The 13,534-nt window shown below is 67.8% G+C and carries 13 protein-coding genes; 4 read left to right on the top strand and 9 right to left on the bottom strand.

The genetic code is table 11. The annotated features are described in order from the left end of the window. The 4 genes from ACW172_RS02725 to ACW172_RS02710 form a co-directional block, all read right to left on the bottom strand. Complete coding sequence (locus ACW172_RS02725; RefSeq protein ID WP_492033653.1) at window positions 1-930, bottom strand: 2-hydroxyacid dehydrogenase; 930 nt, start codon at window positions 928-930, stop codon at window positions 1-3. A gap of 91 nt (window positions 931-1,021) precedes the next feature. Next, complete coding sequence (gene ettA / locus ACW172_RS02720; RefSeq protein ID WP_492033652.1) at window positions 1,022-2,689, bottom strand: energy-dependent translational throttle protein EttA; 1,668 nt, start codon at window positions 2,687-2,689, stop codon at window positions 1,022-1,024. Window positions 2,690-2,809: 120 nt separating this feature from the next. After that, window positions 2,810-4,570 carry a cellulase family glycosylhydrolase gene (locus ACW172_RS02715; protein WP_492033651.1) on the bottom strand — a complete coding sequence of 587 codons (1,761 nt, stop codon included), beginning with the start codon at window positions 4,568-4,570 and terminating at the stop codon, window positions 2,810-2,812. A gap of 118 nt (window positions 4,571-4,688) precedes the next feature. Further along, a complete protein-coding gene (locus ACW172_RS02710; RefSeq protein ID WP_492033650.1) occupies window positions 4,689-5,441 on the bottom strand; it encodes a 3-oxoacyl-ACP reductase family protein in 753 nt (250 codons plus the stop codon). A 115-nt stretch (window positions 5,442-5,556) separates the two neighbouring features. Here ACW172_RS02710 and ACW172_RS02705 point away from each other — a divergent pair, with 115 nt between their 5' ends. Then, entirely contained in the window at window positions 5,557-6,186 is a 630-nt protein-coding gene (locus tag ACW172_RS02705; RefSeq protein ID WP_492033649.1) for a TetR/AcrR family transcriptional regulator, read from the top strand. On the opposite strand, the gene ACW172_RS02700 is transcribed toward ACW172_RS02705, so the two are convergent. The 3 genes from ACW172_RS02700 to ACW172_RS02690 are packed head-to-tail and all read right to left on the bottom strand — an operon-like array spanning window position 6,187 to window position 8,035. Next, entirely contained in the window at window positions 6,187-6,822 is a 636-nt protein-coding gene (locus ACW172_RS02700) for an NrsF family protein (protein WP_492033648.1), read from the bottom strand. Next, a complete protein-coding gene (locus ACW172_RS02695) occupies window positions 6,812-7,372 on the bottom strand; it encodes a sigma-70 family RNA polymerase sigma factor (protein WP_492033647.1) in 561 nt (186 codons plus the stop codon). The genes ACW172_RS02700 and ACW172_RS02695 overlap by 11 nt, the downstream gene beginning before the upstream one ends. 51 nt (window positions 7,373-7,423) lie before the next feature. Further along, window positions 7,424-8,035 (bottom strand): TIGR02466 family protein, encoded by a 612-nt coding sequence (locus tag ACW172_RS02690; protein WP_492033646.1) that lies wholly within the window; start codon window positions 8,033-8,035, stop codon window positions 7,424-7,426. Window positions 8,036-8,123: 88 nt separating this feature from the next. Here ACW172_RS02690 and ACW172_RS02685 point away from each other — a divergent pair, with 88 nt between their 5' ends. Beyond that, window positions 8,124-9,482, top strand: a complete 1,359-nt coding sequence (locus tag ACW172_RS02685; RefSeq protein WP_492033645.1) for an MATE family efflux transporter — start codon at window positions 8,124-8,126, stop codon at window positions 9,480-9,482. Here the strand turns inward: ACW172_RS02685 and ACW172_RS02680 are convergent. After that, a complete protein-coding gene (locus tag ACW172_RS02680) occupies window positions 9,455-10,213 on the bottom strand; it encodes a hypothetical protein (RefSeq protein WP_492033644.1) in 759 nt (252 codons plus the stop codon). The two genes, ACW172_RS02685 and ACW172_RS02680, sit on opposite strands and share 28 nt — an antisense overlap. Before the next feature lie 74 nt (window positions 10,214-10,287). Next, window positions 10,288-10,623, bottom strand: coding sequence for a glyoxalase superfamily protein (locus tag ACW172_RS02675; protein ID WP_492033643.1), 336 nt, complete (start codon window positions 10,621-10,623; stop codon window positions 10,288-10,290). Between the two features lie 115 nt (window positions 10,624-10,738). Here ACW172_RS02675 and metG point away from each other — a divergent pair, with 115 nt between their 5' ends. Beyond that, window positions 10,739-12,439, top strand: coding sequence for a methionine--tRNA ligase (gene metG, locus ACW172_RS02670; RefSeq protein ID WP_492033642.1), 1,701 nt, complete (start codon window positions 10,739-10,741; stop codon window positions 12,437-12,439). Window positions 12,440-12,530: 91 nt separating this feature from the next. Continuing rightward, a complete protein-coding gene (locus ACW172_RS02665; RefSeq protein WP_492033641.1) occupies window positions 12,531-13,526 on the top strand; it encodes a peptidyl-alpha-hydroxyglycine alpha-amidating lyase family protein in 996 nt (331 codons plus the stop codon). Window positions 13,527-13,534 lie beyond the last annotated feature (8 nt).

Raw genomic sequence — 13,534 nt, 5'->3', positions numbered from 1 at the left:
TCAGTCCTGGATGGCGGTCTTCAGCGGTTCGCCGGCGAAGACCGCCGCCAGGTTCTGGACCATCAGCATCAACATGCCCTGCACCGCCTCGGTCGTGGCCCCGGCGGTGTGGGGCGTGAGTACGGTGTTGGGCACGTCCGCCCAGTCGGTCGGATCGACCGGCTCGTGGGTGAAGACATCCAGCGCCGCCTGACCCAGGGCCCCCGACTTCAGCGCCGCGATCACCGCAGGCTCGTCCAGCACCTGGCCGCGCGAGACATTGACCAGAAGGCCTGACGGGCCGAGCGCCTCGATGACCTCTTTGGAGATCAGACCGGTGTTGCTGTCGTCCACGCGGCAGGCGACCACCAGGATGTCGCTGTCCTTCGCCAGTTCCAGCAGGGACGCCGCGCGCGGCCAGTCGGCGGGCCGGTCGCGCGGACCCCACCAGCGCACAGCCATCCGCATCGCCTCGGCGCGGCGGGCCACGGCCTGACCGATCAGGCCAAGACCGACGATCCCGACCTTCTGCCCCTTCAGCGAGGGGGTGAGGATGCGCGTCTCCGGCGTCCATTCTCCGGCGCGCAGATGGCGGTCGCCCTCGACGATCTTGCGCCGCGCCGCCAGGATCAGGCCGATGGCGTGGTCGGCGACATCCTCGTGATTGACGCCCGGCGCATGGGTCACCGGCAGGCCGCGCGCCCGGCACCAGTCGACGTCAATGCGATCGTACCCGGAGGTGAAACAGGCGACCAGCTTCAGGTTCGGCAGCCGCTCGATCAGCGTCTTGTCGAGTTCGAACTCTCCCGCGACGATGATCGCCCCGATCCGCGCCTCGACCTCCGCCGGCGGTCCCTCCCAGAAGCGATAGACGTCGTAAGCCCCCTCCAGAAACGGCGTTAGCTGCCCGAGGTGGCGCTGCATGATCAGGACGGCGGGACGGGTGGTCATGGCCTCAACTTACGCTGGCCGTTGGCAGACGCCACCCGAAACGAAAACGGCCTCCCGCGAGGGAGGCCGTTCACATCGGAGCCGATTGAAATCAGCGCCCGAACTTCTGGAACTTGATCCGGTGCGGGATCAGGCTGTCGGCGCCGAGGCGGCGCTTCTTGTCTTCTTCATAGGCTTCGAAGTTTCCTTCGAACCATTCGACGTGGCTGTCGCCCTCGAAGGCCAGGATGTGGGTCGCCAGACGGTCGAGGAACCAGCGGTCGTGGGAGATGACCACGGCGCAACCGGCGAACTCTTCCAGCGCCTCTTCGAGGTTCTGCAGGGTCTCGATGTCCAGGTCGTTGGTCGGTTCATCGAGCAGGATCAGGTTGCCGCCGGTGGCCAGGGTCTTGGCCAGGTGGACGCGGTTGCGCTCACCGCCCGACAGCTGACCGACCTTCTTCTGCTGGTCGCCGCCCTTGAAGTTGAACGAGCCGACATAAGCGCGGGTGTTGATCTCGCGCTTGCCGACCAGCATCACGTCGGTGCCGCCGGAGACTTCTTCCCAGATGGTCTTGTTGGGGTCGAGCGCGTCGCGCGACTGGTCGACATAGGCCAGCTTGACCGTCTCCCCGACCTTGACCGTCCCGCCATCGGGCGTTTCCTGGCCGGTGATCAGCTTGAACATGGTCGACTTGCCGGCGCCGTTGGGGCCGATGACGCCGACGATGCCGTTGGGCGGCAGCTTGAAGGTCAGGTTGTCGAACAGGACCTTGTCGCCATAGGACTTCTGCAGGCCTTCGACCTCCAGCACGACGTTGCCGAGACGCGGGCCGGGCGGGATCTGGATGACGGCGTGGGTCTGGGCCTGACGCGAGTTCTCCTGCTCGGAGACCATCTTCTCATAGGCGGCCAGACGGGCCTTGGACTTGGCCTGACGGGCCTTGGCGCCCGAACGGACCCATTCCAGTTCGCGGGTGAGGGCGCGCTGGCGAGCTTCGGATTCCGACTGCTCCTGCACGACGCGCTTCTGCTTCTGCTCCAGCCAGCCGGAGTAGTTGCCTTCGTAGGGGATGCCCTTGCCGCGATCGAGCTCAAGCGTCCACTTGGTGACGAGGTCGAGGAAGTAGCGGTCGTGGGTCACCAGGATGACGCAGCCCGGGAAGGCTTCCAGGTGGTGCTGCAGCCAGGCGACGGATTCGGCGTCCAGGTGGTTGGTCGGTTCGTCGAGCAGCAGCATGTCGGGCTTGGACAGCAGCAGGCGGGCCAGGGCCACGCGGCGCTTTTCACCACCGGACAGGTTGGTGGTCATCCAGTCGTCCGGCGGGCAGCGCAGGGCGTCCATGGCCATTTCAATGCGGCTGTCGATGTCCCAGACGTCGCCGGCGTCGATCTTCTCCTGAAGGGCGGTCATCTCCTCCATGAGTTCGTCCGAGTATTCCTCGGCCATTTCCATGGCGATGGCGTTGAAGCGGTTGACCCACTGCTTCTCTTCGCACCAGGCCTCGACGTTCTCGCGAACGGTCAGGGCGTCGTCGAGGTGGGGCTCCTGCTCCAGATAGCCGCGCTTGACGCCATCGGCCGCCCGGGCCTCGCCGGTGAACTCGCTGTCCAGGCCGGCCATGATCTTCAGAAGGGTGGACTTACCCGAGCCGTTGACGCCGACGACGCCGATCTTGGCGTCGTTGTAGAAGCTCAACCAGATGTTTTCGAAGATCTTTTTGCCACCGGGGAAGGTCTTGGTCAGACCCTGCATCTGGAAAATATATTGCTGCGCCATGGGGAGCGGTGCGCCCTTCGGGTTCATCGGAATGGGGAAACTGGCGCGGGATGTAGCGATCCCCGCGCCGGGTGGCAAATGAGCTAGCGGACGCAGGGGGCGTTTTGAGGGCGAACGGCCTCAGTCAGCCGCGACCGTCAGGCTGCGCACCGTACAGGCGTCGCAATGCTCGACCTTGAGGATCAGGGTGTTGGTCCCGGCAACGAAGGGCAGGGCCGGGCTGGCAATGTCGTGCCAGTCGGACGAAGCCGGAACCGCGACCTGCATCGGCGCCGCGCCGTTCAGGCTGATCGACAGCCGGGCCGGCGTCCCGCTCCGCACCGACACCGTCACCGTCCGCTCTCCCGCCGCCTCCGCCGTCACCGAGTACCGCAGCCATTCGCCGGTGGTGAACTCCGTGACGTAGGGCGACCCGTCCGCATCACGCGCGATGTCGACGCCGTCGTTGCGCCAGGTGCGGCCCGTGTTCCACCAGATCCTCTGGCTCGGGGTCTCATAGCTGGCGTCGCGCGTGTCGGCCCAGGCGTGGCCGGCGCGGCCGAGGTCGTAGTCGGCGGCGGGGATGACGGCGGGTCGGCGTCCGATGCGGTGGTCGGCGAAGGGCCGCGTCGCATCTGAATGCGGCTGGCGCAGCATGGCGTCGATGACGTCGGGGTGGGCGGTGTTGTTCTCGAAGCGGATGTCGTGTTCGGCCATCCGCATCAGGGTCGCCTCGGCCTCGGCGGGCGTCGGGGCGGGGCCCTTGCCGGTCAGCCAGGCGACCAGAGCCGCCCAGCCGGGGTTGGGCACGACCTCCAGCGGCTGGTTGAAGCCGATCTTCTTCAGCGGCCAGAAGGCCCAGCCGATGTTCTGGTCCTCGACCAGACGGATGGCGTCGCGGAACCAGGTGTTGGAGTTCTCGCCCGACTCGCCCAGCCAGATCGGGACCTGATTGTCGTCCCGCAGCCGCACGATGTCGGCGATGGAGGCCGCGTCGTTGGCGTTCCAGTATTTGTGGAAGCTCAGGGCCATGTTGTCGTCCCAGACGGGCAGGACGCCGCGATAGTTGTTGCCCCAGCAATTGCCCTCGATGACGATCAGGTGGCGCCGGTCGACCTCGCGGATCGCGGCGGTGATCTCCATCGTCAGGGAGCGAAGAGGGGCGTTGGTCGTCTCCTCGCAGCCGTGACCGCCGCCCGGTTTCTCAAAATCCCAATTGGGCTCGTTGATGATGTCATAGGCGCCGACGGCGGGCTCGTTCGCATAGCGTTCGGCCAGCTTGCGCCACAGGGCGACGGTCTTGCGGCGGTTCTCGGCACTGTCCCATAGCGAGGGTTTCGAGGGATCGCGGTCGGAGATGGCGAGGTCGGTCCCCTGACCGCCCGGCGCGGCATGCAGGTCGAGGATCAGGACCATGTTGTTGGCCTTCACCCAGCCGATCAGGTCGTCGATCTGTTTGAACCCCGCCTCGTTCCAGGTGTCGGTTCCCGGCGTCGGCTCGCGGTCGCCGGCCAGGGTCAGCTGGTCGTAGTGCAGGGGCGCGCGCACCGAGTTGAAACCCCAGCGGCCCATGGCGTCGATGTCGGCCTTGGTGACGTAGTTGGCGCGCCAGGCGGCGTAGAAGGCTTCGGTCTTTTCCTCGCCGATCAGGGCTGCGATGCGGGCGCGGATGATGTGCTGCTGACCCAGTTCGGGTAGCTGCAGCATATAGCCCTCCTGCAGCACCCAGCCGCCCAGACCCATGCCGCGCAGGATGACCGGACGCCCCTGACCGTCGACGATCTCGGTCCCTCGCGCATGAAGGAAGCCGGGGTCGGGGGAGGCGATCTGCGCCGCCGTCGGCGAGGCCGCGAAGGCGAGCGAAAGGGTGCCGAAGACGGCGATCAGGCGTGTGGCGACCATTGATGTTCTTCCACGGGACGTTTCCGTTGAGAACGATCACATTTCAGGTGTCGCTTGACCAGAGGGTAGCTGGGACCGGCGACGAATGGCCGCCGGTCCCGCTGCTTTCAGGCGTCGATCAGGCGCCGATGCCGCCGTCGACCAGGATGCTGGTGCCGGTGATGTAGCTGGCGCCCGGACCGGCCAGGAAGGCCACGGCGGAGGCGATCTCCGACGGCTCGCCGTAGCGGCCCAGCGAGATGCCCGCCAGCATGGTCGGGGCGTTCGGGCCGTCGGCCGGGTTCATGTCGGTGTCGGTGGCGCCGGGCTTGACCATGTTGACGGTGATGCCGCGGGCGCCGACTTCGCGCGACAGGCCCAGGGTGAAGGCTTCCAGCGCCGACTTGGTCGCCGAATAGACGGTCACGCCGGGGAAGGGCACGCGGTGGGCAAGCACGCTGGAGATCGAGATGATCCGGCCGCCTTCGCCGAGGTGGGGCAGGGCCGCCTGGCTGGTCAGGAAGACGCCGCGGACGTTGACGTTGAGCAGGGCCTCGATCTCCTCGACCGACTGGTCGGCGAACAGGGCGCCGCCGGCGATCCCGGCGTTGTTGACGACGATGTCGAGGCCGCCGAGACCGGCGACAGCGTCGGCCACGGCCTTTTTCGGCCCTTCGACGGAGCCGGCGTCGGCCTGGATAGCGACGGCCGTGCGGCCCAGGGCGCGGATTTCGGCGGCGAGAGCCTCGGCCTTTTCGGCGGACTTCTCATAGGTAATGGCGACGTCGGCGCCGTCGGCGGCCAGCTGGCGGGCGATGGCCGCGCCGATGCCGCGCGCGCCGCCGGTGACGAGGGCGCGTTTGCCGGAAAGGGGGAGAGAGGAGGTGCTCATGGCGGTGATCCTGTTGCGTTCAGCCAATTCTGTATCGATCGGCACAGAACTAGCTGGGGAGCTTGCCTCGGGAGCGCAAGGGATTATTTATCGGTCAGTACAAAATGAGGTCCGAATGTCGCTATCCGTTGATGGCGCCCCCGCAGCCACCCGGGGCCGCCCCCGCAGTTTCGATCGCACCCAGGCCCTGGAACAGGCGATGCGCCTGTTCTGGGAGAAGGGTTACGCCGGCGCGTCCATGAGCGAGCTGACCGCCGCCATGGGCATCGCCTCGCCCAGCCTCTACGCCGCCTTCGGCTCCAAGGAGGGTCTCTATCGCGAGGCCATCGACCACTATGTATCGAGCTTCAGCGGCGGCTTCTGGGGCGTGATGCAGGCGGCGACGGCGCGCGAGAGCGTCGAGGGCCTGCTCAGGAACGCCGCCCGCATCTTCACCGACGGCGACGTGCCGAGCGGCTGCATGGTCATCCAGACCGCCGCCGAAGCCGGGGAAATGTCGCCCGAACTCGCCGCCCGCCTGTGCGAGATCCGGGCCAGCACCACGGAGACCCTGGCCGCCCGCATCCGGAAGGGGATCGCCGAGGGCGAGCTGTCGCCGGGCACGGACGCGCAGGCCGTCGCGCAGTTCTACGCCGCGATCCACAAGGGCTTGAGCCTCAGCGCCAAGGGCGGGGCGGGGCGTGAGGAACTGGACTCGGTCGTGACCTCGGCGATGAAGGCCTGGCCGGCCCTCACCGCCGGATAGTCACCAGCGGAAGGCGAACTTCCCGATGACGGCGCCCGCCGCCACCGCCATCGCCATTCCCATCGTGTACCAGAGGCCCACGAAGGCGGCAGCATGCTCGGGGCAGTGCAGGCCGTAGAGCGTTGTGGCCAGCCCCCCGGTCAGCAGACCCGCCGCGGCGCCCGCCAGCATCGGCCGGGTCGGGGCGAAGGCGCGGGCGGCCCAGAAGACGAAGGGCGCGGCCACCAGGCTGAGCAGGGCGATGTTCGGCGCGCAGACGTGGGCGCTGTCGCCCATCATGGCCGGCATTCGCTCGGCCATCGGCAGGGTGAACAGCTCATAGAGACCCAGACCGACCGCCAGGGTCAGGACGGCGGCCAGCAGGATCAGCGGACCCTTCGGACTGGCTCCCGGGCGGCCCAGCCGGTCCAGCAGCCAGAAGCCGGCCCCGGCCATGACGGTGGTATAGGCCGCCTTGGCCCAGAAGACCGGGCCGCGCATGGCCGCCATCAGGTCGTCGCGATAGCCGAGCCACAGTCCCACGGTGACCAGCACCACGATCGCGGCGGGGATCAGGGACAGCAGCAGCCGCCGGTCGAGACGGCGCGCGGGCGGCAGGTCGGCGGCCAGGGCCTGGATCAGGTCGTCAGTCTTCATCGACGGCCTCCTGCATGACCGGGGCGAATTTCGCGTTCAGCGTCTTGAGGCTGCGGTGGATCGAGACCTTGGCGGCGGTCAGGGAATATCCGTGGCGTTCAGCGGCCTCGGCGACCGAGAGCCCTTTCAGCCGCACGTCCTCGATCAGCCTGCGCTGGCGAGCGGGCAGCAGGGACAGGCAACGGCTCAGGTCCGCCTTCGTCGCCCCGTCCTCGACCGTGTGATCGGCGAACAGGGCAGAGGCCTCCTCCAGCGGATGGGTCGGGCGGCGGCCGCGACGGCGCAGATGGTCGACCAGCTTGTGGTGAGCGATCGCCCAGGCCCAGCAGCTGAACGACTGGGACGGGTCCCAGGTCGCGCGCTTGGCGTGGATGGCGATCAGGGTTTCCTGCACAAGGTCCTCGGCGTCGGCGCCGCCGTCGAACAGGCGGGCCCGGAAATAGGGGCGCAGATAGCCGCCCAGGTCGGTGAGCAGCACGCGCCAGGCCGCCGCGTCGCCGTCGAGACCGCGGAGCATCAGGCTTTTCAGATGGGCTTCACGATCCGTCACGGTCAAAGGCGTCTTCGTCCGGTGCGCGGCGAAGGTTACACGGCCTGACGGTCAGGCATAGTTGAAGCTGATCGAGATTCGCTCGGACTTCGCCTGATTGGTCGGCACCTCGTGGCGCAGCCAGCTTTCCCACATCAGCACCGTGCCCGCCGAGGGGGCCAGATAGACGAAGGGCTTCTCGGCCTCGGGCGCGTCCTCGGTCACGCCCGGTCGCGCCATCATCATCGGCAGGCGCGGGTCTTCCAGCTTGAGCGCCGAGGCGCCGTCCGGGACCTCGACATAGACGGTGCCCGACAGGAAGGCGTGGGGATGGATATGGCCGGTATGGCCGCCGCCGGGCTTGAGGATGTTGACCCAGAGATTTTCGAGCCGGGGCTTCTTCGCCAGATCGAAATTCAGCGCTTTGGCATAGGCCAGGGCGTGGCGGTCCAGATGCTTCTTCAGCTCGGCGAACTCGGGGAAGCGCAGCGGCAGGTCGTTGAGCGAGCCATAGGAGGTATAGCCGCGATAGCCGTTGGCCTTACACCAGGCGCGGCCGGCGCCGTCCTCGTCGGCCAGCATGCGGCAGGCGTCCGACAGGTCAGCGTTGAATTCCTCGAACCCCGGCGTGGTGGCGAGGGTGGCCTCATAGACCTGGGTGACGAAGAGGGGGCGAAGGGTCATTCGCGCTCCTTAGCCCGCCGCGGCTTATCCATCCATAAGCATCCCCTGTGTTGACCCCGGCTCCCGTCCGTGGTCCGTGCCGCGTCCCATGTTGAGCTCGACTTCCCAAACCGCGACCAAAGACCTGCTGCGCCTCGCCTGGCCGGTGATCCTCGCGCGTCTGGGCATCATGACCATGGGCCTGACCGACGTGATCGTGGTCGGCAACTATTCGGCGCGGGAGCTGGCGTTCAGTTCGCTGGCGCTCGCCCCCATGAGCATCGTGGTGACCACCGCCGTCGGCCTGATGATGGGGGTGCAGGTCATGACCGCCCGCTTCCTCGGCGAGGGGCGGCGGGCCGAGGTCGGCGCGGTGCTCAGGCGCGGCGTCTCCTATTCGCTGCAACTCGGGATCGCGGCCATGCTGGTCCTCTTGCTGCTCGGGCCGCTGGGTCTGCAGCATGCGGGTCTGGCCGACGGTCTGGCGGACGGCGCCAGCCCGGCCCTGCGCATCTTCGCCCTGTCGATGCCCGGCTATCTGGTCAGCGTCGCGGCCCAGTTCTTCCTGGAAGCCCTGCACAAGCCCAAGGCCGGGATGTGGGCCATGTGGGTGGCCAACGGCATCAATCTGGCGCTCAACCTGCTGCTGGTGCCCGACGTTCTCGGCCTCGGCATCCATGGCGCGGCCGCCTCGGCCTGGGCGACCTTCGCGGCCCGGACCTCGCTGGCCGTCTTCCTGATCATCTATATCGTCCGCCTGCCCGAGGCGCGGGAACTGGGCGTCTTCCTCAAGCCTTCGCGTGATCCTCTGGCCGAGCGCGAGCAGCGCAAGGTCGGCTACGGCGCCGGCTCCAGCTATTTCATCGAGGTCGGCGCCTTCGCCGCCATGACCTTCATCGCCGGCCAGCTGGGCGCGATCGAGACCTCGGCCTGGGCCATCGTGCTCAACGTCTCGGCCATCGTCTTCATGGTCCCCATGGGGCTGTCAGCGGCGACCGCGGTGCTGGTCGGGCGGTCGTACGGCGCGCGCGACGGACGCGGCGTGCTGCGGGCCGGTCTCGTGGGGCTGGGCGTGGTCAGCGTCCTGACCATCATCGTCGCCATCGGCCTGTGGCTCTTCGCCCCCGTGGTGGCCAGCGCCTACAACCGCGATCCTGCCCTGCTGGCGGTGGTGACCCCGGCGCTGGTTCTGGCCACCCTGTTCTTCGTGGCGGACGGCATTCAGGTGGTCTCGGCCAGCGCTAACCGCGCGGCGGGCGACGTCTGGTGGCCGACCATCATGCATTTCGGCGCCTACACCCTGGTGATGATGCCAGTGGGCTGGGTTCTGGCCCACCATCTGGGCGTCAACGGACTGGTCTGGGCGGTGATCATCGCCAGCCTGGTGTCCTCGGCCCTGCTCACCGGCCGGTTCGTCCGCGTCGCGCGCCGTCTTGAGGTTCAGGCCGCCAGCGTCACGGGCGCCTGACCGGCGGCGGCCAACCCGCGCCGGTAGATGGCGTCATAGACCCCCCATACCGCCGTCGCGATATAGCCGACCAGCAGGGCGTCCACGCCGAACAGGACCCAGAGCGTCGGCCCCAGCCCGATCAGGGCCATGGCCACGTTGAGCCCCGTGTGCAGCACCAGCAGGGGCAGAAAGACCACGAAATAGATCAGCAGCCCGGCCGGCAGCACCCTCAGCCCCTTCCAGATCGAACCGAAGAAACCCATCCGCCGGTCGCGCAGGGGCACGCCCACGCGCCAGCCCGCCGTCAGCACCTGAAACACCGCGCCGAGGATGAACAGGCCGATCCCGGCGGCGATCGATCCGACCTGACCGAGCCTCGCCGCGCTGAGCCACGGCCCCGCCGCCATCTGGGCGCCCTCCCAGGCCAGGGCCACGACGATCACGGGAAGGAAGGCGGCGAACAGGCCACCGGTGACCTTGCCCGCCAGCTTGCGGTCGCCGCCGCTGTGCCGATACCGGGCGATCCAGAGGCCGACCACCAGCAGGGACGCCAGTTTGACGAAGCCGAACCCGAGCCGGACCGGATGGTTGGACAGCGCCTCCGCCTTCTGGACGCTGTCGAAGACGCCGAGCCGCCACTCGATCACATGCTGGATGAACTCGACGACCGGCGGCAGCAGGAAGACCAGCGGAAAGGCGAGGGCGAACCCCCATCCGAGCCCGTAGCTCGACTTGATGTCAGACCCCATGGCGACCTCCCCTTCTGATTGAGTGAACGTCGGTTGTGGATCGCGCGCAAGTTAAGTCGCGGTAAGGCGGCGCCTCAGCGCTGCACGAAGCAGATCGTATTGCCGTCCGGGTCGTCGACGGCGAACTCGCGCGTGCCCCAGGTCTGGTCGACCGGCCCCTGATGCAGGGGCGACTCCTCGCGGTCGGGTGGGACGAAGCCGCGCTCCTTCATGCCCGCAAAGTCGGCGTCGATGTCGCGGGTCAGGACCAGCACCGTCTGGCCCGCGATCCCGTCGTCCGCCTGACTGGACAGGTGCAGTTCGTCGCCGTCGCGCGTCAGGATGGCGTAGGCCGGGTCCGTCGGGCCGGGGAAGATGTGCGCCAGCTTGAAGTCCAGAATCCAGGTGTAGAACAGCACCGAGCGGGACATCCGCTCGCATTTGACGACGGGAATGACGGCCAGGGCGGATCTCCGGACGGCTCACAGGTGACGGACGCGCCCGCCCACTCTATATCCCACGCCTTCCCCATACGACCGGATTCCCATGGCCCGCATCCTGATCACCTCGGCCCTGCCGTACATCAACGGCATCAAGCACCTGGGGAATCTGGCGGGCTCCATGTTGCCGGCCGACGTCTGGGCCCGGTTCAAGCGCGGTCAGGGCCATGACGTCCTATATATCTGCGCCACCGACGAGCACGGCACCCCGGCCGAGCTGGCCGCCGCCGCCGCCGGTCAGGACGTGCGCACCTATTGCGACGAGCAGCACCAGATCCAGAAGGCGGCGGGCGAGGCCTTCGGCCTGAGCTACGACCATTTCGGCCGCTCCTCCAATCCGCCGAACCATCGCCTGACCCAGCATTTCGCCGAGGCGCTGGAGCGGAACGGCCTGATCGAGGAACGCGTCGACCGGATGATCTATTCCATCGACGACGCCCGCTTCCTGCCTGACCGCTATGTCGAGGGAACCTGCCCCCACTGCGCCTATCCCAAGGCGCGCGGTGACCAGTGTGACAACTGCGGCCGCCTGCTCGACCCGACCGACCTGATCGATCCCTATTCGTCCGTCTCGGGTTCGAAGAACCTCGAGGTCCGCGACACCCGCCACCTCTATCTGCTGCAGACGAAGCTGGAGCAGCCGATCCGCGACTGGATCGCCTCCAAGGACGACTGGCAGACCCTGGCGAAATCCATCGCCTACAAGCACCTCGATGAAGGCCTCATCGACCGGGGCATCACCCGCGACCTGTCGTGGGGCATTCCGGTGGTCAAGGACGGCTTCCCGCGTCCGGGCATGGAGGACAAGGTCTTCTACGTCTGGTTCGACGCCCCCATCGAATACATCGGCGCCACCCAGGAGTGGGCCGAGAAACACGGCACGACCTGGCGTGACTGGTGGCGTCTGGACGCCGGCGCCGAAGACGTTCGCTACGTCCAGTTCATGGGCAAGGACAACGTCGCCTTCCACACCGTCAGCTTCCCCGCGACCATCCTCGGCTCGGGCGAACCGTGGAAGACGGTCGATACGCTGAAGGCCTTCAACTGGCTGAACTGGTACGGCGGCAAGTTCTCGACCAGCCAGAAGCGCGGCGTCTTCATGGATCAGGCGCTGGAACTGCTGCCCGCCGACTACTGGCGCTGGCACCTGACGGCCTATGGCCCCGAAGGCTCGGACGCGGCCTTCACCTGGGAGCAGTTCCAGTCGACGACGAACAAAGACCTGGCCGATGTGCTGGGGAATTTCGTCAACCGCATCGTCAAGTTCACCGAGTCCAAGTTCGGCGGCGTGGTCCCCGAGGGCGGCGAGGCCGGTCCGGTCGAGGCCAAGCTGATCGAGGACGTCAACGCCGGGATCGCCGAGGCCACCGCGGCCTTCGAGGCCATGGAGTTCCGCAAGGCGGCTCAGGCCCTGCGCGCCGTCTGGGTGCTGGGCAATGAGTATCTGCAGGTCGCGGCGCCCTGGACCGCGTTCAAGACCGATCCGGCCCAGGCTGCGGTCGGCGTGCGGATGGGCCTGAACCTCGTCGCCCTGTTCGCCCGTCTTGCCGCGCCGGTCATGCCCTTCTCGGCGGTCAAGATCGCCGCCAGCGTCGGCGCCACCGACCTGACCTGGCCCGCGCCCGGCGAGGACTGGATCACGGCCCTGCCGCTCGGCCAGACCGTTCAGGCCGCCGAGGTCCTGTTCAGGAAGATCGAGGACGTTCAGGTCGCCGAATGGTCCGAACGCTTTGGCGGGGCCGAGTAGGCCTGATCGGCTGCCCGGTCAGGTTGTCGAACCGCGTTCGTTCCGCTTAACTCGCCCCGCCGCATCAAGGTCGGCGAGGGGTGAGGCGACCATGATCTTCCGGACCCTTCTGGCCGCCTCGGCCGCCTGTCTGGCCCTGTCCAGCCCCACGTCGGCCCAGACGCCCGCCGCAGCGCCTCCGGCCTATTCGGTCGTTCACGGCTGGCCGCACATGCCGGCAGGTTACGCCTTGGGGCAGGTGACAGGCGTCGGAATCGACTCCCACAACCGGGTCTTCGTCTTCCACCGCGCCGGCCGCGTCTGGAGCGAGCCCTTTCCGGCCACGAAGATACAGGGCCCGACCATTGTCGCCTTCGACGGCGAGACGGGCGAGGTGGTCCAGGCCTGGGGCGAAGACCTCTTCATCATGCCGCACGGGCTGGAGATCGACAGCGCCGACAACATCTGGGTCACCGACGTGGCCCTGCAGCAGGTGTTCAAGTTCAGTCCGAAGGGCGAACTGCTGATGACGCTGGGCGAGGCCGGGGTGGCGGGCGACGACGACAGCCACTTCAACCGGCCGACGGATGTCGCGGTCGCCCCCGACGGGACCTTCTACGTCAGCGACGGCTACGAGAACTCACGGGTGCTCAAATTCTCGGCGGACGGTCGGCTGCTGCTCAAATGGGGCGAGCGCGGCACGGGGCCGGGCCAGTTCGACCTGCCGCACGCCATCGATCTGGACGCCCAGGGACGCGTCTATGTCGCCGACCGCGAGAATGACCGGGTGCAGGTCTTCGACGCCGACGGCCGCTTCCTGACCCAGTGGAAGTCGGAGGCGATGGGGCGTCCCTATGGCGTCGCCATCGCGCCGGGCGGTCAGGGCTTCGCGCTGGTGGTCGATGGCGGCGAACAGCCGGAACGCGGCCCCGACCGGTCCGGCGCCGCCATCGTGGACCCCGCCGGAGCGGTAGTGCACCGGTTCGGCGCCTATGGCCCCTACGACGGCCAGTTCGAACTGGCCCACGACGGCGCCGTCGGGGCGGACGGGGCCGTCTATGTCGTCGATGGCGTCGGCGAACGGGTCCAGAAGTTCACGCCGCGCTGAAGCGGAGG

It is taken from the genome of Brevundimonas sp. ALps5 (genome assembly GCF_058681645.1).
Note: the sequence above shows the minus strand (reverse complement) of the source record. Positions and strands in the feature narration are given on the sequence as shown.

Bases quoted from the DNA above. Each gene is read 5' to 3' on its own strand.
- ACW172_RS02700 (WP_492033648.1), bottom strand. From the start codon at position 6,822: ATGAAGACTGACGACCTGATCCAGGCCCTGGCCGCCGACCTGCCGCCC.
- metG (WP_492033642.1), top strand. From the start codon at position 10,739: ATGGCCCGCATCCTGATCACCTCGGCCCTGCCGTACATCAACGGCATC.
- ACW172_RS02675 (WP_492033643.1), bottom strand. From the start codon at position 10,623: ATGTCCCGCTCGGTGCTGTTCTACACCTGGATTCTGGACTTCAAGCTG.
- ACW172_RS02725 (WP_492033653.1), bottom strand. From the start codon at position 930: ATGACCACCCGTCCCGCCGTCCTGATCATGCAGCGCCACCTCGGGCAG.
- ACW172_RS02705 (WP_492033649.1), top strand. From the start codon at position 5,557: ATGTCGCTATCCGTTGATGGCGCCCCCGCAGCCACCCGGGGCCGCCCC.
- ACW172_RS02685 (WP_492033645.1), top strand. From the start codon at position 8,124: ATGTTGAGCTCGACTTCCCAAACCGCGACCAAAGACCTGCTGCGCCTC.
- ACW172_RS02715 (WP_492033651.1), bottom strand. From the start codon at position 4,570: ATGGTCGCCACACGCCTGATCGCCGTCTTCGGCACCCTTTCGCTCGCC.
- ACW172_RS02710 (WP_492033650.1), bottom strand. From the start codon at position 5,441: ATGAGCACCTCCTCTCTCCCCCTTTCCGGCAAACGCGCCCTCGTCACC.
- ACW172_RS02665 (WP_492033641.1), top strand. From the start codon at position 12,531: ATGATCTTCCGGACCCTTCTGGCCGCCTCGGCCGCCTGTCTGGCCCTG.
- ettA (WP_492033652.1), bottom strand. From the start codon at position 2,689: ATGGCGCAGCAATATATTTTCCAGATGCAGGGTCTGACCAAGACCTTC.
- ACW172_RS02690 (WP_492033646.1), bottom strand. From the start codon at position 8,035: ATGACCCTTCGCCCCCTCTTCGTCACCCAGGTCTATGAGGCCACCCTC.
- ACW172_RS02680 (WP_492033644.1), bottom strand. From the start codon at position 10,213: ATGGGGTCTGACATCAAGTCGAGCTACGGGCTCGGATGGGGGTTCGCC.